A 22,107-nucleotide genomic window follows, 5' to 3' on the forward strand; every position below is an offset into this window, starting at 1 on the left:
GATCCCGGACACCCTCACAAGGAAGCCCCCGCCGTGAACGCCAGCCACGCCTCCGAAGCGTCCGACACCGGCAGCGCCGCCCGCGGCCCGCTCACCGTCGAGCAGATCCCAGTCGAGCAGGCCACCGTCCCACGCCAGCACTCCGGCCCGTACGACCCCCAGCCCTCGACCTCGGTCACCGTCGCGGGTGGCGCAGACATCCGCCACGACCCGCTCGACGACCCGGATCCGCTGCGGGCCGCCGACGCGGCGACCATCGAGAACCTGTTGCGCTGCTGGGTACGGGAGAAGAACCTGCCCGCCCCGGGCTCCACGACTCTCCGCATCCCCCTCGAAGCCAGCGGCACCGCCCTCCTCGTTCCCGTCCTCTACTGGTCGCCCACGGGATGGCACCGCTTCGGCCCGCCCGCCCTGGAGGGGCCGCACCCCACCGCCCCCCGTGCCGACGCCGTCACCGTCGCCGCCCTGATCAGCCGCGAGACCGGCCGCCCGGAAGGCATCGAACTCGTCGGCCGCGTCGCCGACTCGGCCCGCCGTACCGCCGACTTCATCACCGACCGTCGGCGCCGCCCGACCCCCGGTCCCGAAGCCGACCTCTTCCTGACCGCCGAGCAGTCCCTGCTGCTCGGCCACCCGCTCCACCCCACCTCCAAGAGTCGCGAAGGGCTCTCCGACGCCGAGGCCCGGCTCTACTCACCCGAGCTGTACGGCTCCTTCCCGCTGCACTGGATGGCCGTGGACCCCTCGGTCCTCAGCTCCGACTCCGCCTGGACCGAACAGGGCCGCGCCGTCACCGCCGCCCAGCTCGCCACGGGTCTCGCCGACGGACTCGACGTCCCCCCGGGTGCCGTCCCGTTGCCCCTGCACCCCTGGCAGGCGCGCGAACTGCCGCACCGTCCCGCCGTAGCCTCCCTCCTCGCGTCCGGCCTGCTCCACGACCTCGGTCCCTCGGGAGCCGCGTGGCACCCCACCTCCTCCGTCCGTACCGTGCACCGGCCCGGCGCGCGGACGATGCTCAAGCTCTCCCTCGGCGTCCGCATCACCAACTCCCGCCGGGAGAACCTCCGTAAGGAACTCCACCGCGGCGTCGAGGTCCATCGGCTCCTGCGCACCGGCCTCGTCGACCAGTGGCAGGCCGCCCACCCCGGCTTCGACATCGTCCGCGACCCCGCCTGGCTCGCGGTCGACACCCCGGACGGCGAACCCGTCCCCGGGCTCGACGTGATGATCCGGCACAACCCCTTCGCCGCCGGGGACGACGCCGTCTGCATCGCCGCCCTCACCGCCCCGCGCCCCTGGCCCGGCACCACGCGCATGCGCTCCCGCCTCGCCGACGTCGTGACCCGCCTGGCCGCCCGCACCGGCCGGCCCACGACGGCCGTCGCAGCCGAGTGGTTCCTGCGCTACCTCGACCAGGTCGTCCGCCCCGTCCTCTGGCTCGACGGCGCGGCCGGCGTAGCCCTGGAGGCCCACCAGCAGAACACCCTGGTGCTCCTCGACCTCGACGGCTGGCCCATCGGCGGCCGCTACCGCGACAATCAGGGCTACTACTTCCGCGAGTCACGCCGCGACGAGCTGGAGAGCCGACTCCCCGGGATCGGGGTGGTCAGCGACACCTTCGTCTCCGACCAGGTCACCGACGAACGCTTCGCCTACTACCTCGGGATCAACAACGTCCTGGGGCTCATCGGGGCCTTCGGCTCCCAGCACCTCGCCGACGAACGTGTCCTGCTCGCCGCGTTCCGCCAGTTCCTCACCTCCGCCACCAGCCTCGGCTCTCCACTCCCGCACCGGCTTCTGGAGGCCGCGACACTGCGCTGCAAGGCCAATCTCCTCACCCGACTGCACGGCCTCGACGAACTCGTCGGCCCCGTCGACACCCAATCCGTCTACGTCGCCATCACCAACCCTCTCCGTTCCTGAGCACCACGCCCGACCGGACGGCCGAACGCCGCCGGCCGAAACCACCACCCGACCGAACCCGCCGAGAGGAGACCACCACCGTGCCTCCCGCCGACGCGCGTCCTGGCACCGACACGAGCCCGGATACCGGTACCGGCTCAGGCGTCGGGGCAGGCGTCCGTACGCCCCCTGGCGCCGACACGGGCCCCGCCGCCGCAACCGGCTCTCTGCCCGCCTCCGGCACGGGCAGTGAGGACACTCTGGACCTGCATCTCTCGGACGAACTCATCGCCCTCATCGCGGCCGGCGAGGGCACGGCGACCACCCACGGCGACCTCCTCGACGGGGTCGCCACCTGGGGACCCGTCACCACCCCCATCGGCACGTTCCGCCTCGTACCCGTCAGGCTCGACCGCGACCTGCCCCTCATCACGCGGTGGATGAACGACCCGGCCGTCGCCGCCTTCTGGGAACTCTCCGGACCCGAGACCGTCACGGCCTCCCACATCGGCGCGCAACTCGACGGCGACGGCCGCAGCGTGCCCTGCCTCGGAGTCCTCGACTCCACACCGATGAGCTACTTCGAGATCTACCGCGCCGACCTCGACCCGCTCGCCCGGCACTATCCCGCCCGTCCGCACGACACCGGCATCCACCTCCTCCTCGGCGGCGTCGCCGACCGAGGCCGAGGTGTCGGTACCGCGCTTCTCCGCGCCGTCGCCGATCTGGTGCTCGACCGCCGTCCGCACGGCACGCGTGTCATCGCCGAACCCGACCTGCGCAACACCCCGTCCGTCTCAGCCTTCTTGAGCGCCGGCTTCCGCTTCTCCGCGGAAGTCGACCTTCCCGACAAGCGAGCCGCCCTCATGGTCCGCGACCGGGCCCTTCGTCACGTCCTGTGAACGCCTCCCTGCCTTACATACACCGCTCGACCCACAGCGGTTCCCACCCCGAGGAGTCCCCGTGCCGATGTCCCCTGCCACCCATGACTCCGCACTGCTCTCACCGGCCGAGCTGACCCCCGAGGCCTGGACCCGCGCCGCCTCGCGCCTGCTCGCCAAGACCATCGCCGAGTTCGCGTACGAGGAGATCGTCGAGCCCGTACCGGCGTCCGGCACGGAGCCCGACGCCGACGGAGCCCCCGGCGGCGCAGGAGCCCCCGGAGCCTCCGGCGCCCCCGGCGCCCACGGAGCCCCCGGCGGCGCAGGTGTGGCTCACGGCCTTCAGTCGTACCTCCTGCGCCTCGACGACGGCTCCGCGCTGACCTTCACGGCCCGCCGCGGTGCCTACGGAAGCTGGCGTATCGCCCCCGACTCCCTGGCACGGGACGGACAGCCGCTGACCGACCCGCTCGACTTCCTCGTCCGGGCCCGCCGGCTGCTGAACCTCGACGGCCCCACCCTCGGCCATCTGATCCGCGAGCTCACCACCACCCTCGCCGCCGACGCCCGCCTCGACCGGACGGCCCTCACCGCCGACCGGCTCGCCGACCTCGACTACGCCGAACTCGAAGGACACCAGACCGGCCACCCCTGGCTCGTCCTCAACAAGGGCAGGATCGGCTTCTCGGCCACCGATGCCGCGCGCTGGGCCCCCGAAGCCTGCCGCCCTGCCCGGCTCCCCTGGATCGCCGTCAGCACCGACCTCGCCGCCTACCGCGGAGTCCCCGGCCTCCACACCCCCGAGCAGCTCTACACCCGGGAGCTGGACGCCGAGGTCGGAGAGGCGTTCCGGGCGGTGCTCCGGGACCGCGGACTCGATCCCGACGGGTATCTCCTCCTGCCCGTTCACCCCTGGCAGTGGGACGAGGTCATCCTCCCGCTCTACGCCCCCGCCGTCGCCGCGGGGGCGATCGTGCCCCTGCCCGCCGACGGCGACCTGCGTGTGCCCCAGCAGTCCATCCGTACCTTCCTCAACACGAGCAGGCCCGACCGGCACACGGTGAAGCTGCCGCTCTCCGTGCTCAACACCCTCGTCTGGCGCGGGCTGCCCACGGAACGGACCCTCGCCGCACCCGCTGTCACCTCCTGGGTCCAGGGGCTGCGGGGCGCCGACCCGTTCCTGCGCGACGAGTGCGGCGTGATCCTCCTCGGCGAGGTCGCCTCGGTCACCGTCCAGCACCCTCTCTACGACCGGCTGCCCGAGGTCCCCTACCAGTACAAGGAACTCCTCGGCGCGATCTGGCGCGAACCCCTCAGGCTCCCGCCCGGCGAACACGCCCGGACCCTGGCCGCCCTGCTCCACACCGATCCGGAAGGGCGCGCCTTCGTCGCCGAGCTCGTCGAGCGATCCGGGCTCGCCCCCACCGTCTGGCTCCAGCGGCTCTTCGCCGCGCTGCTGCCTCCGCTGCTGCACTTCCTCTACCGGTACGGCACCGTCTTCTCCCCGCACGGGGAGAACGCCATCGTCGTCTACGACGACCAGGACGTCCCCGTACGACTGGCGATCAAGGACTTCGTCGACGACGTCAACATCAGCGCCCACCCGTTGCCCGAGCACGAGTCGATGCCGGACGACGTCCGGGCCGTCCTGCTCACCGAGAATCCCGAGTTCCTCACCCAGTTCATCCATTCAGGGCTGTTCGTCGGCGTCTTCCGTTACCTCGCTCCCCTCTGCGAGGAACAACTCGCCGTGCCGGAGGACGACTTCTGGGCCCTCGTACGGGCCGAGATCCTGCGTCACCAGGCGCGCTTCCCCGAGCTGAAGGAACGGTTCGAGCTCTTCGATCTCCTCACCCCACGGATCGAGCGGCTCTGTCTCAACCGCAACCGTCTGCATCTGGACGGCTACCGCGACCGCCCCGAGCGGCCGCACGCCGCCGTCCACGGAACGGTCCCGAACCCGCTCGCGTGATCCGACTGTCAGTGCCGCGCCGTAGGGTGGACGCGCTATGACGAAGCCATCCCTCCCCGACCTCCTGCACGCCGCCGTCACCGCCGTCGGCGGTACGGAGCGGCCCGGCCAGGTCACCATGGCCGAGGCTGTTGCCGAGGCCATCGACGACAGCTCCCACCTGCTGGTCCAGGCCGGCACCGGCACCGGAAAGTCCCTCGGCTATCTGGTGCCTGCCCTGGCACACGGTGAGCGCGTGGTGGTCGCCACGGCCACGCTGGCGCTCCAGCGCCAGCTGGTCGAGCGCGATCTTCCGCGTACGGTCGACGCCCTGCACCCGCAGCTGCGGCGGCGCCCGGAGTTCGCGATGCTCAAGGGGCGGTCGAACTACCTCTGCCTCCACCGCCTGCACGAGGGGGTGCCCCAGGACGAGGAGGAGGGTCTCTTCGACCCCTTCGAGGCCGCCGCCCCCACGAGCAAGCTGGGACAGGACCTGCTGCGGCTGCGCGACTGGTCGGACGAGACGGAGACGGGTGACCGGGACGATCTGACGCCCGGCGTCTCGGACCGAGCCTGGGCCCAGGTGTCCGTCTCCTCGCGGGAGTGTCTCGGCGCAGGCAAGTGCGCGTACGGGGCGGAGTGCTTCGCCGAGGCGGCCCGTGAGCGGGCCAAGCTCGCCGAGGTCGTCGTCACCAATCACGCGCTGCTGGCCATCGACGCGATCGAAGGCGCCCCGGTGCTGCCGCAGCACGAAGTACTGATCGTCGACGAGGCCCATGAACTGGTCTCCCGGGTCACGGGCGTCGCCACGGGCGAACTCACCCCCGGCCAGGTGAACCGCGCTGTCCGCCGATCCGCGAAGCTGGTCGACGAGAAGGTCGCCGACCAGCTGCAGACCGCCGCGGAGGGCTTCGAGCGGCTGATGGAGCTGGCGCTGCCCGGCCGTCTGGAGAAGATCCCGGAGGACCTGGGCTACGCCCTGATGGCGCTGCGTGACGCCTCGCGCGCGGTGATCTCGGCCCTCGGCTCCACTCGGGACAAGTCCGTCCAGGACGAGGACGCCGTCCGCAAGCAGGCCCTGGCCTCCGTGGAGACCGTTCACGGCGTCGCCGAGCGGATCACCCAGGGCTCCGAGTACGACGTCGTCTGGTACGAACGCCACGACCGTTTCGGCGCCTCGCTGAGGGTCGCCCCGCTCTCCGTGTCCGGCCTCTTGCGCGAGAAGCTCTTCGCGGACCGGTCCGTCGTCCTCACCTCGGCGACGCTGAAGCTGGGCGGTGACTTCAACGGCGTCGGTGCCTCGCTGGGCCTGGCCCCCGAGGGAACCCAGGGCGACGACATGCCGGTGTGGAAGGGCATCGACGTCGGCTCGCCGTTCGACTACCCCAAGCAGGGCATCCTCTACGTCGCCAAGCACTTGGCCCGCCCCGCGCGGGACGGCGACCGTGCGGACATGCTCGACGAGCTCACGGAGCTCATGCAGGCGGCGGGCGGAAGGACGCTCGGTCTGTTCTCGTCGATGCGCGCCGCGCAGCTTGCCGCCGAGGAGCTGCGCTCGCGGATCCCCGAGTTCCCGATCCTGCTCCAGGGCGAGGACACGCTCGGTGAGCTGATCAAGAACTTCTCCGCGGATCCGCAGACGTGCCTGTTCGGGACGCTCTCCCTCTGGCAGGGGGTGGACGTCCCGGGCGCCAGCTGCCAGCTGGTCGTGATGGACAAGATCCCGTTCCCGCGCCCCGACGACCCGCTGATGAGCGCCCGCCAGAAGGCGGTCGAGGACGCGGGTGGCAATGGCTTCATGGCAGTCGCCGCCACCCACGCGGCCCTGCTGATGGCCCAGGGCGCGGGGCGTCTCGTACGGGCCACCGGCGACCGCGGCGTCGTCGCCGTACTCGATCCGCGGCTGGCCACGGCTCGGTACGGCAGCTATCTGAAGGCTTCGCTGCCCGACTTCTGGTACACGACAGACCGTAACCAGGTGCGAAAGTCGCTGGCGGCGATCGACGCCGCCTCGAAGGCAGCCGGGGTCTGACGGGCCGAGGCCCGGTCGGCGACAGGCCGGGCCTCGGTCGCGGCTGTCACGCGGTACCCAGGCGGCCGGCACAGGCCCGAAGGAGAACAGAGCAGGGCCCCGGAACCGGCGCAGTGGGTTCCGGGGCCCGGTCAGAGCCGATGAGGTGGTGTCACACCCGCCGCAGCACCGCCACGACCTTGCCGAGGATGGTGGCCTCGTCGCCGGGGATCGGCTGGTACGCCGCGTTGTGCGGCAGCAGCCAGACGTGGCCGTCCTCGCGCTTGAAGCGCTTGACCGTGGCTTCGCCGTCGAGCATGGCGGCGACGATGTCGCCGTTCTCCGCGACCGGCTGCCGACGGACGGTGACCCAGTCCCCGTCACAGATCGCGGCCTCGATCATGGAGTCGCCGACGACCTTCAGGACGAAGAGCTCACCGTCGCCGACGAGCTGCCGGGGGAGCGGGAAGACGTCCTCGACCGACTCCTCGGCGAGGATCGGGCCGCCGGCGGCGATCCGGCCGACGAGGGGCACGTACGAGGCGGCGGGCTTGCCCGTGGTGTCCGTCGGCTGGGTGCTCGGCTGGTCGGATCCGCGGACCTCGTACGCCCTGGGGCGGTGCGGGTCGCGGCGCAGGAAGCCCTTACGCTCCAGCGCCATCAGCTGGTGTGCCACGGAGGAGGTGCTGGACAGGCCCACCGCCTGACCGATCTCCCGCATCGACGGCGGGTAGCCTCGCCGCTGGACCGAGTCCCGGATGACCTCGATCACCCTGCGCTGCCGGTCGGTGAGGCCGGAGCTGTCGGCCCTGATGCCTGGAGGTCGTCCGGGCAACGAGCGCGCGGGTCGACCCGGCTCCCCGTCCCCGTTCATGGCTGCGTCATTCATGGCATGCACCGCCTCGAGTCGGCCCTGGGAGCGGTCCTGGGCAGTGATGGTGGCACTGTCTGCGGTGGTGGTCACGTCGGCGGCCCCTCTCGAATGGTCTCCCTCGCTGGCACAACGGTAGTGGCTTTCGAAAGGTTGCGCCAAACACACGTTCGAGTGAAAAACCGCAGATTGCCTTACGTGTGTGCGCGGGTGGGTGTATGTGCAGGCCCGGGCGCCGGTGGCAATTCGGTCATTACGGTACCGTTCAGCGTCGGCCCGGATGCGGGCGGGGTGCCTCTCCAGTCTCGCACTCGTGGCCCCCGAATCGGCGGAGCCGCGCGCTTCCCGTACCCTCGTGGGCGGCCCTCCGCACCAGGCCCGCGCGACACGCGCGAAGCGCCGGAAATCGGGCCCAACCCCAGATCTAGTGGTTGGATTGCATCAGCCACCTAGAAGTTGTGGTCCCCCGTCTCTCGGGGGTGCCCGCATCGCCTATGCTGGTGGTCGCTTCGAGGGGCATTGACGGGCTCGGCGAGGCTATTCAGTCGTGCCGTGAGGGAGGGTCGGAACCATGCATTGCCCCTTCTGCAGGCACCCCGACAGCCGTGTCGTCGACAGTCGCACCACCGACGACGGGACGTCGATCCGACGCCGCCGCCAGTGCCCCGACTGCTCCCGTCGTTTCACGACGGTGGAGACGTGCTCGCTCATGGTGGTCAAGCGCTCCGGCGTCACGGAACCCTTCAGTCGCACCAAGGTCATCTCCGGCGTGCGCAAGGCGTGCCAGGGGCGGCCCGTGACCGAGGACGCCCTCGCCAAGCTCGGCCAGCGGGTCGAGGAGGCGGTGCGCGCCACCGGAAGCGCCGAGCTGACCACCCACGACGTGGGGCTGGCCATCCTCGGCCCGTTGCAGGAACTCGACCTGGTCGCGTACCTGCGCTTCGCATCCGTTTACAAGGCTTTCGAAAGCCTCGACGACTTCGAGGCCGCCGTCGCGGAGCTCCGCGAGCGACGGCAGCCCGCAGAGGACTGCGGGACCGGAGTGACCCCCGAGGTCCCCGTTCCCGCCACCGCCGCCGACTGACCGGCCGGCCGGACCGACGGTCCGGCAGTGGCCGGCCGTGCGCGGCCGAAGAGACGTGTCGCAAGCGCCCCGAGTGGCGTTCGTGACAGCAGACAGGAAGACAGTGCCCTGGAATCATCTGGGCACTTCAGGGTGTTTTGCCCGTATATGGGAGGCGGCATGACAGAGACGGCGAGCGGTCCGGCACGAGGTTCCCGCGCCAAGGGAGCCAAGGCGAGCAAGGGCCTGCGCATCGAGCGCATCCACACCACCCCCGGCGTGCATCCGTACGACGAGGTGGTCTGGGAGCGTCGTGACGTCGTCATGACCAACTGGCGCGACGGCTCGGTCAACTTCGAGCAGCGTGGCGTCGAGTTCCCCGACTTCTGGTCGGTGAACGCGGTCAACATCGTCACCAGCAAGTACTTCCGCGGGGCCGTCGGCACCCCGCAGCGCGAGACCGGTCTGAAGCAGCTCATCGACCGGATCGTGAAGACCTACACGAAGGCCGGCGAGGAGTACGGCTACTTCGCCTCGCCCGCCGACGCCGAGATCTTCGAGCACGAGCTGGCGTACGCCCTCCTGCACCAGATCTTCAGCTTCAACTCGCCGGTCTGGTTCAACGTCGGCACGCCCCAGCCGCAGCAGGTCTCCGCCTGCTTCATCCTGTCCGTCGACGACTCCATGGAGTCGATCCTCGACTGGTACAAGGAAGAGGGCATGATCTTCAAGGGCGGCTCCGGCGCCGGCCTGAACCTCTCCCGCATCCGCTCCTCCAAGGAGCTCCTCTCCTCCGGTGGCAACGCCTCCGGCCCGGTCTCCTTCATGCGCGGCGCCGACGCCTCCGCGGGAACGATCAAGTCGGGCGGCGCCACCCGCCGCGCGGCCAAGATGGTCATCCTCGACGTCGACCACCCCGACATCGAGGACTTCATCGAGACCAAGGTCAAGGAGGAGGAGAAGATCCGCGCCCTGCGTGACGCGGGCTTCGACATGGACCTGGGCGGCGACGACATCACGTCCGTCCAGTACCAGAACGCCAACAACTCGGTCCGCGTGAACGACACGTTCATGAAGGCGGTCGAGGAGGGCGGCACCTTCGGCCTGACGTCCCGTATGACCGGCGAGGTCATCGAGAAGGTCGACGCCAAGGCACTGTTCCGCAAGATGGCCGAGGCCGCGTGGGCCTGCGCCGACCCGGGCATCCAGTACGACGACACGATCAACCACTGGCACACCTGCCCCGAGTCCGGCCGCATCAACGGCTCGAACCCGTGCAGCGAGTACATGCACCTGGACAACACGTCCTGCAACCTCGCCTCGCTGAACCTGATGAAGTTCCTCAAGGACGACGGCAAGGGCAACCAGTCGTTCGACTCCGAGCGCTTCGCCAAGGTCGTCGAGCTGGTCATCACGGCGATGGACATCTCCATCTGCTTCGCCGACTTCCCCACCCAAAAGATCGGCGAGAACACCCGCGCCTTCCGTCAGCTGGGCATCGGCTACGCGAACCTCGGCGCCCTGCTCATGGCCACCGGCCACGCGTACGACTCCGACGGCGGCCGCGCCCTGGCCGGCGCCATCACCTCGCTGATGACCGGAACCTCGTACAGGCGCTCCGCCGAGCTCGCCGCTGTCGTCGGTCCGTACGACGGCTACGCCCGCAACGCCGAGCCGCACCAGCGCGTCATGAAGCAGCACTCCGACGCCAACACCGTGGCCGTCCGCATGGACGACCTCGACTCGCCGATCTGGGCAGCGGCCACGGAGGCCTGGCAGGACGTGCTCCGCCTCGGCGCCAAGAACGGCTTCCGCAACGCGCAGGCGTCGGTCATCGCTCCGACCGGCACCATCGGTCTCGCGATGTCCTGCGACACCACCGGCCTCGAGCCCGACCTCGCCCTGGTCAAGTTCAAGAAGCTGGTCGGCGGCGGCTCGATGCAGATCGTCAACGGCACCGTCCCGCAGGCCCTGCGCCGCCTGGGCTACCAGGAGGAGCAGATCGAGGCGATCGTCGCCCACATCGCCGAGCACGGCAATGTGATCGGCGCCCCTGGTCTGAAGACCGAGCACTACGAGGTCTTCGACTGCGCCATGGGCGAGCGTTCCATCTCCGCGATGGGCCACGTCCGCATGATGGCCGCCATCCAGCCGTGGATCTCCGGCGCCCTCTCCAAGACCGTGAACCTGCCGGAGACGGCCACGGTCGAGGACGTCGAGGAGGTCTACTTCGAGGCCTGGAAGATGGGCGTCAAGGCGCTCGCCATCTACCGCGACAACTGCAAGGTCGGCCAGCCCCTCTCCGCGAAGAAGAAGGAGGAGGAGAAGGCCGAGGTCACCGCGAAGTCCGAGGCGACGATCCGCGAGGCCGTCGAGAAGGTCGTCGAGTACCGCCCGGTCCGTAAGCGTCTGCCCAAGGGCCGCCCGGGGATCACCACCTCCTTCACGGTCGGTGGCGCCGAGGGGTACATGACCGCGAACTCCTACCCGGACGACGGTCTCGGCGAGGTCTTCCTGAAGATGTCCAAGCAGGGTTCGACGCTCGCCGGAATGATGGACGCGTTCTCCATCGCCGTCTCCGTCGGTCTGCAGTACGGCGTCCCGCTGGAGACGTACGTCTCGAAGTTCACCAACATGCGCTTCGAGCCGGCCGGCATGACGGACGACCCGGACGTGCGGATGGCCCAGTCGATCGTCGACTACATCTTCCGCCGTCTCGCGCTGGACTTCCTGCCCTTCGAGACCCGCTCCGCGCTCGGCATCCACTCGGCCGAGGAGCGTCAGCGCCACCTGGAGACGGGCTCCTACGAGGCCGCCGACGACGAGATGGACGTCGAGGGCCTGGCCCAGTCCGCCCCGCGTCAGACGGAGACCCTGAAGGCCGTCACGACCCCGCCGAAGGCGGAGGTCCCGGCCCCGAAGCAGGCGCACACCTCGGCTGAGCTCGTCGAGATGCAGCTGGGCATCAGCGCGGACGCCCCGCTGTGCTTCTCCTGCGGTACGAAAATGCAGCGGGCCGGCTCCTGCTACATCTGCGAGGGCTGCGGCTCCACCAGCGGCTGCAGCTGACCCAACGGGGCCGGCTCGCGGGTGAGGTTCCCGCGTGAGGGCGGTGGTGCCGATTCTTCGGCGCCACCGCCCTCGGCGCTCGTGGACCTGGTTGCCCGGCTGCTGCTCGGTGCGACCGACGAGGGGACGTCCGCCGGGTCCAGGCCCTCGTCGGGCCTGTGCCGGACGGGGGGCCGGTGACAGGGTTCTGGGCGTGATCGACAGAATCGAGTCGTCCGTCCGCCTGTGAGCGGGACGCCCGGGATCGGACTGCCCGGAACCCCGACCACGCTGTTCGACCATGCCCTGCGGCCGATGGCCTGGCGCCGGACGCACCCCTCGTCCGGGTGGAGCGCCGTCTCCCCACACGGAGCGACGTCGGCGCGGAACAGAGCGGAGGCCAACGCTCGCCCCTGCTCGGCCGTGCGCGATGGCGCCGCACGGCGCGGGAGGGCCTGGCGGCCGGTCATGAAAGGCCGACGTGGCCCGTCCACTCCGTCGTACCGGAGCTCGACCCACGGGCCTCCCTGGCGGCCGGAGGAGACCGGCCTCGGGCCGGTCCCCTCCCAGGTGCCTGACGCGTCCGCGCCGGGGATGGGTCAGGTGGTCCTGGCGCCCATCGTCGCCGCGAAAGTCTGCGGGTCCGCGTCGAAGCCGCGGCGGATCGACCGGTAGGACCAGCCGTCCGGTCCGTGGCGGGTGAACTCCACGATCGTCGCCGCCGTGGCTCCGGCGACGTCCTCGAAGCCATGGGCGGCGAGCTCGGTGTAGCCCTCGCGCACCCGTACGCCGGTGTTGGCGATGGCGCCGAACGTCAGCTTGCCGGAGCCCTGCTGGATGGCGACTCCCACCACCACACGCGCGTAGCGCGGCGCGAGACGGTCCAGTTCGAGGATCATCGCCTCGTCGTAGCCGAAGCCCTGGCCCGTACGGCTGTCCCGGCTGAGCGTGATCGTGCCGTCGGGGGAGCGGTTGTCGAAGTGCACCAGATAGGCGGGCGGGCCGTACGGATCGTCCGCTGTGTAGACCCCGGCGATGATGTCGAGATCGTGCGCCGCGGCGCCGATCGGACTGGGGTCCCACTTGAGCGTCACCTCGACCTTGCCGACCCCCTTGTTGAGTCCGCTCATCGTGAATCCCCTCTCTGTGTACGACTGATAAACCCGGGCCCGGTCAACTGCCCATGGTCTTGGACCGGTTGCTCATGGTGTCATGAGCGCTGCGCGCGAGAACGGGGTGGCGGACGGTGAATGCCCCGTACGATGGCGCCGTGCTGGTCAAGTGGATTCGCTGCACCGTGGTGGACCGTCGCGGGTTCGAGCGGGGGCAGCGGAAATGGGCGGGTTTGCTGGGTGAGCCGGGGTTCCGGGGCCAGGGCGGTGGATGGAGCCGGGCGCGGCCCGGTGTCGCCCATGTCTTCTCGTTCTGGGAGAGCCGCGCGTTCTACGACTCGTTCATGGCGCGATCGCACGACCGGCTGGCGGCGACGCAGTCCGGCTCGTTCAAGGACAGCCAGGTCAAGCTCTTCGACCACCGCTTCGATGTGAAGACCGGCTTCGAGCCGAAGTTCGCGGACGCCGATGTGGCGAGGGTGGCGCACTGCAGGGTGCACGAGGGCCGTGTCGAGCACTTCGCCCTGATGCAGGAGAAGGTGTGGAACCCGGCGATGGCCGGCTCCCCGGGGATGCTGCGAGGGGTGTTCGGCGAGGCCCCGGGGAACGAGTTCGTGGTGCTGTCGATGTGGCGGTCCGCAGCCGAGCACGGCAAGTACCGGGTGGAGCGGGTCGAACGGCTCGGACTGCGTGCCCAGACGGAGGCCGACGTGGCGGCGCTCAGCGGTGACGTGGTGCAGCTCGAGCCGTCCTGGACGGTCTGATCACGCCTCGCCGGGATGTCGTCCGCTCGGACGGACGGGGTCGGTGGGGCTGGCGGGGCTGGTCGGACTGGTCGGGCCACCGGGTTCGGTGGGATCGGTTGGTTCGGTGGGATCGGCCCGGCCGCCGAGGCCGGCTGGTTCGGCGGGGTCCGACGGGGTGAGGTAGGCCCCCGCCGCGACGGCGGCCGCCGTCGCGCGGGCCGACTGGTCGGCCAGCGCCGTGTCGACCGGCTCGCGGGTGACGAACAGGCGCAGGAACAGGGGCGCCGAGACGGCTCGGACGACCGCGCCCGCGTCCGTGCCCTCCGGCGCTTCGCCGCGAGCCAGAGCCCGTTCGACGACCGCCTCGCAGCGGGTGAAGCGCTCCGTGTAGAAGGCGCGCAGCGCATCCGCGGCGCGCTCCGACTGGAAGGCGGCGCCGACGAACGCGGTGGGAGCCGCGGACGCCGCGGGGTCGGAGAAGGACTCGACCACCTCGCGGGCCAGCGCCCGCAGGTCGTGCTCCAGGCTGCCGGTGTCCGGCGGCATCCAGCTGTCCTCGCCGGCGAGCACCAGGGCGTCCGCGAGGAGCCCTTCGAGGCCGCCCCAGCGGCGGTAGAGCGTCGTCTTGTGCACGCCGGAACGCTCCGCCACGTACTCGACGGTGAGGGCCGGATAACCGTGCTCGGTCAGCCCTGCCAGGACGGCGTCGCGCACGGCTGCCCGGGTGCGTGCGGTGCGGCCGCCGGGGCGGCGACTGCCGGGCGGGGGTGTCTCGTCACTTTCCGTCGACGCGTTCAATTGCGACTCCCGTTGCGTTAGGGAGTCGAGTGTGCCATAGTCTTCGTAATGCCACTTCCGTTGCATTTACGGGACCGCCATTCCCTGTCGACCGAAGCCGGAGGCGCCCTTGCCCACACAGATCTCTCTGCATGAGGTGACCGTGTCCCGCGGCGAACGCCTGCTGCTCGACCGGATCTCGCTCACCGTGCGCCCCGGTGAGCGGGTCGGGATCGTGGGGGAGAACGGAGCGGGCAAATCCACCCTTCTCCGTCTGCTCGCGGGTCTCGAAGCGCCCGACGAGGGAGAGGTCACGACCCTCGTCGAGGGCGGCACGGGCATGCTCGCGCAGACCCCATACCTCTCGCCCGACCACACCGTGGGCGACGCGATCGACGACGCCCTGGCCGAACTCCGGACCATGGAACGGCGGCTCCGTGAGAGCGAGGCGACGCTCGCCACGGCCGGAGCGAAGGAACTCGACGCCTACGGAGAGCTGCTCACATCCTTCGAACTGCGAGGCGGCTATGCAGCGGACGCCCGCGTGGACAAGGCCATGCAGGGTCTCGGCCTCGCCTCCGTAGGACGCGAGCGCCTGCTCGGCAGCCTGTCGGGCGGCGAGCAGGCCCGGCTCGGCATCGCCTGCGGCGTCGCCGCCGCGCCCGAAATACTCCTGCTGGACGAGCCGACCAACCATCTCGACGAGCGGGCCCTGGACTGGCTGGAGGAGGCACTGCTCGCCCACCGCGGCACGGTCGTAGCCGTCTCCCACGACCGTGTCTTCCTGGAACGGGTGGCCACGTCCGTCCTGGAGGTCGACGCCGACCGGCGCACGGTCGTCCGGTACGGGAACGGATACGCCGGCTTCCGCGCCGAGCGTGCGGCCGCCCGGCAGCGTTGGGAGCAGGAGTACCAGGCATGGCACGAGGAGACGGCCCGGCTCGAGGCGTACGCGACGACCACCGCCCACGGCGTGGCCCTGGGGGGCTCGATCAAGGACAACAACAAGATGGCGTACGACCGGGCCGGCGGCCGGGTCCAGGCGTCGGTCTCCGGCCGGGTCCGCAACGCCCAGGAGCGACTGCGCCGCCTCCGGGCCGAACCGGTCCCCAGGCCCCCGCGACCGCTCTCCTTCGCCGCGCGTCCGGTCGCCGGAAGCGCCGAAGGGGAGCTGATCTCGCTGACCTCGGTGCGTGTCGCGGACCGGCTGGTCGTGGATCGGCTGACCGTCCGGGCGGGGGAGAAGCTCCTGGTCCACGGCGGCAACGGCGCAGGCAAGTCCACCCTGCTCCGCGTCATGGCGGGGCTCATCGAGCCGGACAGCGGGGAAGTCCGACGCAGCGGCCGGATCGGGTTCCTCGCCCAGGAGATACCGGCCCACCGGCCCGCGGAGCGCGTCCTCGCCTCCTTCGGCCGCGGGCTGGGGCTCACGGACGACGAGCAGAGAGAACTGCTCCTCTCGTACGGACTGTTCCGCCCGAGCGACCTCCACGTGCCGGTCGGAAGCCTCTCCGCTGGGCAGCGCCGCAGGCTCGCCCTCGCCCGCCTGCTGGCCCGGCCGGTCGACCTGCTGCTGCTCGACGAGCCCGCCAACCACCTGGCCCTCGACCTTGTCGAGCAGCTGGAAGAGGCGCTTCGGCAGTGGGCCGGAGCCCTGGTCATGGTCTCGCACGACCGGCAGGTGCGCCGCCGGTTCACCGGAGCCATACGCCGGATGGACGCCGGACGCCTCCCCGGTCGAGCCCGCCCGGGGGCGGCCATCTAGGGTCATGACATGGCACGACCGCGGCGCATCGTCCTCGTACGGCATGGAGAGTCCGAAGGCAACGCCGACGACACGGTGTACGAGCGGGAGCCCGACCACGCGCTCAGACTCACCGACACCGGTCTTCGGCAGGCGCGGGAGACGGGGGAGCGGCTACGGGAGCTGTTCGGGGAGGAGCAGGTCAGCGTGTACGTCTCTCCGTACCGCCGCACCCACGAGACGTTCCGGGCGTTCCGGCTCGACCCCCGGCAGGTCCGGGTGAGGGAGGAGCCGCGGCTCAGGGAGCAGGACTGGGGGAACTGGCAGGACAGGGACGACGTACGCCTCCAGAAGGCGTACCGCGACGCGTACGGGCACTTCTTCTACCGCTTCGCGCAGGGCGAGTCGGGAGCGGACGTCTACGACCGGGTCGGCGCGTTCCTGGAAAGCCTGTACCGCAGCTTCGAGGCGCCGGACCACCCCCCGAACGTCCTGCTGGTCACCCACGGGCTGACGATGAGGCTGTTCTGCATGCGCTGGTTCCACTGGTCCGTCGCCGAGTTCGAGTCGCTGTCCAATCCGGGCAACGGCGAGACGCGGACGCTGCTGCTCGGTGAGGACGGCCGATACAGCCTGGACCGGCCGTTCGAGCATTGGCGTACCCCGGAACCGTACGGCCACACCGGATAGAGTGGTTCAGCGATGACCGCTGACTCCTCTCTCGACCGGCGCTTCGAACGCGCCCTGGCCAGCCTTCGAGGGCTGGCCGTGGGAGACGCCCTGGGCTCCCAGTTCTTCGTTCCCGTCAACTATCCGCTGCTCAAACGACGCGAACTTCCGTCGGGGACCTGGCAGTGGACCGACGACACCGAGATGGCCTGCTCGGTCCTGGCCGTGCTGGCCCAGCACGACCGGATCGACCAGGACGCGCTCGCTCACTCGTTCGCCGAGCACCACGACTTCGACCGGGGCTACGGGCCCGTGGTCAACCGGATGCTCCGGCTCATCCGGGAGGGCGGCGACTGGCGTGAACTGGCCGCCGCGCTCTTCAACGGACAGGGCTCCTGGGGCAACGGCGCCGCGATGCGGATCGCCCCGCTCGGCGCCTGGTACGCGGACGACCCGGAGCAGGCGACCCACCAGGCCGAGATCTCCGCGTACACCACGCACCAGCACCGGGAAGCCGTCGTCGGCGCGATGGCCGTGGCGGCCGCCGCCGCGCTCGTGGCGAATCCGGCGGGTCCGCCCAAGCCCACGGACCTGCTGGACGGAGTCGTCGCCCTCGTGCCGCGCAGCGCCGTCGGCGCGGGCTTGCGCCGCGCACGCGACATGCTCGACTACGGTGACGCCGCCACCGTCGCGGCGGTGCTCGGCAGTGGGCGCCGCACCAGCGCCCACGACACCGTCCCGTTCGCACTCTGGTCCGCGGCCCGGGCCCTGGGCGACTACGAGCAGGTGTTCTGGACGACCGCCCAGGTCGGCGGGGACGTCGACACCACCTGCGCGATCGCCGGCGGTGTCGTTGCCTCCAACACGGCCGGCGCGCCGCCCGCTTCCTGGCTGGAGCGGACCGAGGAACTCCCGGAGTGGTTGCCGACGACCGTCCGTCCCTGATCCGATGCTCCTGCCCGCCCCGGGGTCCGGCCGGCCCGGTACCGGTCCGGCCTTGGGCCCCTGGCGACATGATCCTGAACGTCGGCCCGTACCCCTGGAACGGGCCGGCGTGTGTCACGGTCCTGACACAGCGCCGCCCGGCCGGGTCCGTCGGGCCGGAGCGGCGTTAGAGTCGGCCACTCCGCAGCGCTGATCATGACGAGAGCGCGCCGACGCGACACCCGGACCGCTCCCCTCCGCCGCCACGGCACCGAACGCGGCCGGGTCGGGAGGGGGTCCCGTGTCCCACATACCGTCCGAACCGCCACCGCAGGACAAAGCGGAGGTGAAGCCTGCCTCTGAGCCGCAGAGCACCGCGGGTACGACGCCGTCCGGCGCTGTGCCGACCGTTCAGCCGCAGCCGCAGCCGCAGCCACAGCGCCAGGCCCAGCCGCAGCAGGTGCGGGCCGTGGCGGCTGCCGGGGGGCCGGGCGGCAGGCCGTCGCACCCCTGGGCGCCACCCGTGCCTCCGGTCGAGCCATGGCTCGACCGACTGCGCCCCGCCGCCCCGGCCCCGGTGACCGCTCCGACGCTCTGGGCCGTCCTGGCGACCGCCCTGCTCAGTGCGCTGCTCCTCGGCGAGGGGCTCGGGCTCAACCTGATGATCGTGGCTGCTCCGACGGTCCTCGCTGCCGGCTTCACCGCTCGGGCGGCCGGTCGCCGACTGCGGCCCTGGACGCTGGTCTGGGCGATCGGCGGCCTCGCCCTCCTCGCCGTACCCGCGCTGCGGGACGCCGGCTGGCCGACCTTCCTCGCGATCGTCTCCGCCCTCGGGGCGACGGCCCTGGCCCTGCACGGTGGCCGGGGCTGGCCGAGTGTCCTGCTCTCACCCGTCGGGCTCTTCGACTCCCTCGGCTCCGGCACCGCCTGGGTCTGGCGCGGGGTGCGCGACCGAGCCGACGGCTCGCGCGGCCGGTGGGGGCCGGTCGTAAGGACCGTCGCGGTGGCCGTCGTCCTCCTCGTCGTCTTCGGCGCGCTTTTCGCCGGCGCCGACGCCGCCTTCGCCGATCTGCTCGGCGCGCTCATCCCCGACATCTCACTGGAGCAGGCGCCCTGGCGGCTCTCGTTCTTCCTGCTCGGGCTGTTCGGTGCCGTCGCCGTGGCCCGTACCGCCGCCGCACCTCTGCGCTGGGACCGGATGGCCGTCCGCCCCGGCACGGCACGGGCACGCCTGGAGTGGTCACTGCCTCTCGTCGTACTGAACCTGCTCTTCGCGGCGTTCAACGCGGTCCAACTCGCCGTCCTTTTCGGCGGATACGACAAGGTCCTGCGCGAAACCGACCTGACCTACTCCGAGTACGCCCGGCAGGGCTTCTGGCAGCTCCTCATGGCGACCCTGCTCACCCTCGTGGTGATCGGCCTCGCCCTGCGCTGGGCGCCGCGTGCAAACCCGCGCGACCGCACGCTCGTACGCGCCGTCCTCGGCACCCTGTGCCTCCTCACCCTGGTCGTGGTCGCCTCGGCACTACGCAGGATGGACCTGTACGTGGACGCGTACGGGCTCACGCGGCTGCGCATCTCGGTGGCCGCCATGGAGATGTGGCTGGGTCTGGTGATTCTGCTGATCATGGCTGCGGGGATCTTCGGCGCCCGCCTGCTGCCCCGGGCGGTGGCCGTGAGCGCCGCCGCGGGCATGCTCCTCTTCGGCCTGGCCTCGCCCGACGCCATCGTCGCCGAGCAGAACGTCGATCGGTTCCGCAGCTCCGAGAAGATCGACGTTCCCTATCTCGCGGGTCTCTCGGCCGACGCCGTACCCGCGCTCGACCGGCTTCCCGAGCCGCAGCGCTCCTGTGCGCTCCTCGACATCGAGGCGCGCCTGCGTGAGGACGACGGCAGCTGGTACGCCACCAGCTGGTCGGAGGCGCGGGCGCGCTCGATCCTGGCGGAGCGTGGGATCGACCGGACTCCGGCCGAGTGCGGGGTGCCGAGCAGGGAGGACGAGTACGACCCGTATGCGGGAGGCGCCTGGCACGGCGATTCGAACGGCGCCCCCTGAACCCGGCCGTGACCGTCCGTCCGCATGGGTGCGTAGACCCCCTGTCCCCTTTCCGCCATGGGAAGGGGTAGGGGGACGCCCGGGCCGTCGCGATGATCGATCAGAACACGCCGGAACGGGGCCGCCGAGGGCTTCTTCCGGCCGCTTCGGACGTCTGATGGGAATCCGGGTATCGCGGGCTGTGCCGATCGGCGTAATGTGTCTGGCGCCATGCCCTACGAACCACCCACTCACACCGTCGAGCGCTCGCTCCGAGCCACCACCGGCGCCAAGATCATCGCCGGGGTCGATGAGGTCGGACGCGGAGCATGGGCCGGTCCCGTCACGGTCTGCGCGGCCGTCACCGGCTTGCGGCGACCCCCCGAGGGACTCACGGACTCCAAGCTGCTCACGCCCAAGCGTCGTACCGCCCTCGCCGCTGAGCTGGAGAAATGGGTCACCGCCTACGCCCTCGGCGACGCCTCCCCCGAGGAGATCGACGAACTCGGCATGACCGCCGCGCTCCGGCTGGCCGCCGTGCGCGCGCTTGACGCCCTGCCCGTACGCCCCGACGCGGTGATCCTCGACGGGAAGCACGACTACCTCGGCAGCCCTTGGCAGGTCCGTACGGTGATCAAGGGCGACCAGTCCTGCGTCGCCGTGGCGGCTGCCTCGGTCATCGCCAAGGTGCGACGCGACGCGATGATGGCCGAGCTGGAGACCGAGGCGCAGGAGTGCGTGGCGTACGGCTTCGGCGACAACGCGGGCTACCCCTCGCCGGTCCACAAGGCCGCCCTGCGAGAGCTGGGGCCCACGGCGTACCACCGTCTCTCCTGGGCGTATCTCGACGCGCTGCCCCAGTGGAGCCACCTCAAGAAGGTCCGGATCTCCGCTGAGGCGGTCGCACTGGAAAGCGGGGGCCAACTCGGCTTCGACTTCTGAATTTCCCGGCAGGGCCCATGCCGACAGCCGGGTCGCACGATTGTGCCCACCCGCCGGAGCTTCGCGCGCCGGCGTTTGATAGACATCCACTATGCCTCTCATCCCCGAGGAGCCTCAGATTCACGAGAGTGCCCAGGGTCCCCGCGGCACGGCCGCAGGCCACCCCGCGCCGACCCCCCGTCCCGTACCCGGTCCGCGTTCCGCGGCTTCGCCGCGTCCCGGGCGTCCCGGTCCAGGACCGGCTCGCCCCGCGCCACCGGTACCGCGCCCGCACCCCGGTGCCGGGCAGTCCCCGTCGTCCCGCACGGAGAATCGTTCCGAACAGCGGTCCGGTCCGCAGATCCAGCTGATCCCGGCCCCGGTCGACGGCGCGCTCGACGCCGCCGAAGAGGCCGTCGATCTGCTCCTGGAAAGCGGGCGCGCCCCCGGCGACATCCTCGTGCTCACCACCGGTGAGCAGCACCCGTGGGCTGCGCACGAGTTGTCCTTCGGCGAGGCCGCCTACTGGGCTCAGCAGGACGCAGGCGACGACGTGTTCTTCGCCGACGCCTCCGCCGTGGAGCGTGCCGCGGCACGGCCCGTCGTCGTCGTGGCGGTCAACGGCTCGAGCGACGAAGTCGCCGCTTGGACGCTGCCCCTGGCGATGGGACGCGCGACCGCGCTGCTCATCGTCTGCGGCGACCCGAAGCGCATCAACGCCGTGCTCGGCGCGGGTGTCTGAGCCGGAGAGCCTCCCGCGGTCCTGACCCGGCTGCCCCTCGCGGGCAGCCGGGCCGTGGTCCCGCGTGCCGGCGTCCGTCTCAGCGGGCCGCGGTCCGGCGCAGCGGTTCGGCGGCACCGCCGGCCGTGCGCGGTGCGAAGATGCCTCGCTCGGAGGCGGCGTCGCCGAGCGCGTCGGGACGCGATCCCAGGCTCGGGTGCCGCCCTCCGCGTCCCTCGCCCAGCACCTGCCAACCACCGCGGGTGAGCGCGATGTACGCACCGCAGCGCAGTCCGTGGAGCGTGCACGCGTCCCGCAGTCCCCACATCCAGGCGCCGTCCTCCTCCGTCCAACGCTCGTCGCCCTCTCGGCAGTAGAGCAGCACGGCGGTACGCACCGGCGTACGCCGACGCAGGTCGTGCGGGATCACGCGACGCAGATGGGCCAGGAGCGCGTTACGGAACTCCCAGCCGTCCGCGACGACCGGGCGACGCGTGAACGACGCGCTGGCGATGAGGCGTTCCTCGTGGTCGAGCACCGCGACGACCGCCGTCGTGGGCGTCGGCCGATGACGTGTGTGCAGTCCGCCGACGATCTCACGAGGGTTCCGCAGCAGCGGGATTCCGGCAGCCGCCCACTCGGCGGGCTCCAGTATCCGAGCGAGGCGGCTGGCGGACTCGGACGAGGTGATCGAGGTGGCTGCGGACGGAGCGAATCCGAAGGTCACGGTC

Annotated in this window: 16 protein-coding genes and 1 pseudogene; 13 read left to right on the plus strand and 4 right to left on the minus strand. The window is 71.1% G+C overall.

The window, feature by feature from the left end:
• The first annotated feature begins 33 nt into the window (after positions 1-33).
• The 4 genes from ACFUJR_RS23850 to ACFUJR_RS23865 all read left to right on the plus strand — a co-directional run bounded on the left by ACFUJR_RS23850 (position 34) and on the right by ACFUJR_RS23865 (position 6,766).
• On the plus strand, positions 34-1,923 hold the full coding sequence (locus tag ACFUJR_RS23850) for an IucA/IucC family protein (RefSeq protein ID WP_383168540.1): 1,890 nt from the start codon (positions 34-36) through the stop codon (positions 1,921-1,923).
• A gap of 80 nt (positions 1,924-2,003) precedes the next feature.
• Positions 2,004-2,804, plus strand: coding sequence for a GNAT family N-acetyltransferase (locus ACFUJR_RS23855; protein ID WP_383168537.1), 801 nt, complete (start codon positions 2,004-2,006; stop codon positions 2,802-2,804).
• A 67-nt stretch (positions 2,805-2,871) separates the two neighbouring features.
• On the plus strand, positions 2,872-4,755 hold the full coding sequence (locus tag ACFUJR_RS23860) for an IucA/IucC family protein (RefSeq protein WP_383168575.1): 1,884 nt from the start codon (positions 2,872-2,874) through the stop codon (positions 4,753-4,755).
• A gap of 37 nt (positions 4,756-4,792) precedes the next feature.
• The gene (locus ACFUJR_RS23865) at positions 4,793-6,766 is read left to right on the plus strand and encodes an ATP-dependent DNA helicase (RefSeq protein ID WP_383168534.1); all 1,974 of its coding nucleotides are present in this window, start codon (positions 4,793-4,795) and stop codon (positions 6,764-6,766) included.
• A gap of 151 nt (positions 6,767-6,917) precedes the next feature.
• Here ACFUJR_RS23865 and lexA read toward each other — a convergent pair whose 3' ends face one another.
• Positions 6,918-7,709, minus strand: a complete 792-nt coding sequence (gene lexA, locus ACFUJR_RS23870) for a transcriptional repressor LexA (RefSeq protein ID WP_383168531.1) — start codon at positions 7,707-7,709, stop codon at positions 6,918-6,920.
• 478 nt (positions 7,710-8,187) lie between these two features.
• On the opposite strand from lexA, the gene nrdR reads away from it, so the two are divergent.
• Both nrdR and ACFUJR_RS23880 read left to right on the plus strand, forming a co-directional pair.
• Entirely contained in the window at positions 8,188-8,700 is a 513-nt protein-coding gene (nrdR, locus tag ACFUJR_RS23875; protein WP_383168528.1) for a transcriptional regulator NrdR, read from the plus strand.
• Positions 8,701-8,859: 159 nt separating this feature from the next.
• Positions 8,860-11,748, plus strand: coding sequence for a vitamin B12-dependent ribonucleotide reductase (locus ACFUJR_RS23880; RefSeq protein ID WP_383168526.1), 2,889 nt, complete (start codon positions 8,860-8,862; stop codon positions 11,746-11,748).
• A gap of 578 nt (positions 11,749-12,326) precedes the next feature.
• Here ACFUJR_RS23880 and ACFUJR_RS23885 read toward each other — a convergent pair.
• On the minus strand, positions 12,327-12,857 hold the full coding sequence (locus ACFUJR_RS23885) for a TerD family protein (RefSeq protein WP_383168523.1): 531 nt from the start codon (positions 12,855-12,857) through the stop codon (positions 12,327-12,329).
• 140 nt (positions 12,858-12,997) lie between these two features.
• On the opposite strand from ACFUJR_RS23885, the gene ACFUJR_RS23890 reads away from it, so the two are divergent.
• A complete protein-coding gene (locus ACFUJR_RS23890) occupies positions 12,998-13,603 on the plus strand; it encodes a YdbC family protein (protein ID WP_383168520.1) in 606 nt (201 codons plus the stop codon).
• 147 nt (positions 13,604-13,750) lie between these two features.
• Here the strand turns inward: ACFUJR_RS23890 and ACFUJR_RS23895 are convergent.
• Positions 13,751-14,383, minus strand: a pseudogene (locus ACFUJR_RS23895) (TetR/AcrR family transcriptional regulator); the annotation flags it as partial.
• Positions 14,384-14,492: 109 nt separating this feature from the next.
• Between ACFUJR_RS23895 and ACFUJR_RS23900 the strand changes: the two are divergent.
• The 6 genes from ACFUJR_RS23900 to ACFUJR_RS23925 all read left to right on the plus strand — a co-directional run bounded on the left by ACFUJR_RS23900 (position 14,493) and on the right by ACFUJR_RS23925 (position 21,397).
• Positions 14,493-16,127 (plus strand): ABC-F family ATP-binding cassette domain-containing protein, encoded by a 1,635-nt coding sequence (locus tag ACFUJR_RS23900; RefSeq protein WP_383168517.1) that lies wholly within the window; start codon positions 14,493-14,495, stop codon positions 16,125-16,127.
• Positions 16,128-16,136: 9 nt separating this feature from the next.
• Positions 16,137-16,796, plus strand: coding sequence for a histidine phosphatase family protein (locus ACFUJR_RS23905; protein WP_383168514.1), 660 nt, complete (start codon positions 16,137-16,139; stop codon positions 16,794-16,796).
• 12 nt (positions 16,797-16,808) lie between these two features.
• A complete protein-coding gene (locus ACFUJR_RS23910) occupies positions 16,809-17,720 on the plus strand; it encodes an ADP-ribosylglycohydrolase family protein (RefSeq protein ID WP_383168511.1) in 912 nt (303 codons plus the stop codon).
• Between the two features lie 280 nt (positions 17,721-18,000).
• Positions 18,001-19,755 carry a DUF4173 domain-containing protein gene (locus tag ACFUJR_RS23915; RefSeq protein WP_383168509.1) on the plus strand — a complete coding sequence of 585 codons (1,755 nt, stop codon included), beginning with the start codon at positions 18,001-18,003 and terminating at the stop codon, positions 19,753-19,755.
• Between the two features lie 210 nt (positions 19,756-19,965).
• Positions 19,966-20,676 (plus strand): ribonuclease HII, encoded by a 711-nt coding sequence (locus tag ACFUJR_RS23920; protein ID WP_383168506.1) that lies wholly within the window; start codon positions 19,966-19,968, stop codon positions 20,674-20,676.
• Positions 20,677-20,767: 91 nt separating this feature from the next.
• The gene (locus ACFUJR_RS23925; RefSeq protein WP_383168504.1) at positions 20,768-21,397 is read left to right on the plus strand and encodes a hypothetical protein; all 630 of its coding nucleotides are present in this window, start codon (positions 20,768-20,770) and stop codon (positions 21,395-21,397) included.
• Between the two features lie 79 nt (positions 21,398-21,476).
• On the opposite strand, the gene ACFUJR_RS23930 is transcribed toward ACFUJR_RS23925, so the two are convergent.
• Positions 21,477-22,103 (minus strand): hypothetical protein, encoded by a 627-nt coding sequence (locus ACFUJR_RS23930; protein WP_383168501.1) that lies wholly within the window; start codon positions 22,101-22,103, stop codon positions 21,477-21,479.
• Between the last annotated feature and the right edge of the window lie 4 nt (positions 22,104-22,107).

Source organism: Streptomyces sp. NPDC057271, from assembly GCF_042668715.1.
Taxonomy (GTDB): Bacteria; Actinomycetota; Actinomycetes; order Streptomycetales; family Streptomycetaceae; genus Streptomyces.

What these genes read in the sequence shown, in the direction of transcription:
- ACFUJR_RS23860 (WP_383168575.1), top strand. Translation starts at nt 2,872, where the DNA reads ATGTCCCCTGCCACCCATGACTCCGCACTGCTCTCACCGGCCGAGCTG.
- ACFUJR_RS23925 (WP_383168504.1), top strand. Translation starts at nt 20,768, where the DNA reads ATGCCTCTCATCCCCGAGGAGCCTCAGATTCACGAGAGTGCCCAGGGT.
- nrdR (WP_383168528.1), top strand. Translation starts at nt 8,188, where the DNA reads ATGCATTGCCCCTTCTGCAGGCACCCCGACAGCCGTGTCGTCGACAGT.
- ACFUJR_RS23885 (WP_383168523.1), bottom strand. Translation starts at nt 12,857, where the DNA reads ATGAGCGGACTCAACAAGGGGGTCGGCAAGGTCGAGGTGACGCTCAAG.
- ACFUJR_RS23880 (WP_383168526.1), top strand. Translation starts at nt 8,860, where the DNA reads ATGACAGAGACGGCGAGCGGTCCGGCACGAGGTTCCCGCGCCAAGGGA.
- ACFUJR_RS23865 (WP_383168534.1), top strand. Translation starts at nt 4,793, where the DNA reads ATGACGAAGCCATCCCTCCCCGACCTCCTGCACGCCGCCGTCACCGCC.
- ACFUJR_RS23905 (WP_383168514.1), top strand. Translation starts at nt 16,137, where the DNA reads ATGGCACGACCGCGGCGCATCGTCCTCGTACGGCATGGAGAGTCCGAA.
- ACFUJR_RS23910 (WP_383168511.1), top strand. Translation starts at nt 16,809, where the DNA reads ATGACCGCTGACTCCTCTCTCGACCGGCGCTTCGAACGCGCCCTGGCC.
- ACFUJR_RS23920 (WP_383168506.1), top strand. Translation starts at nt 19,966, where the DNA reads ATGCCCTACGAACCACCCACTCACACCGTCGAGCGCTCGCTCCGAGCC.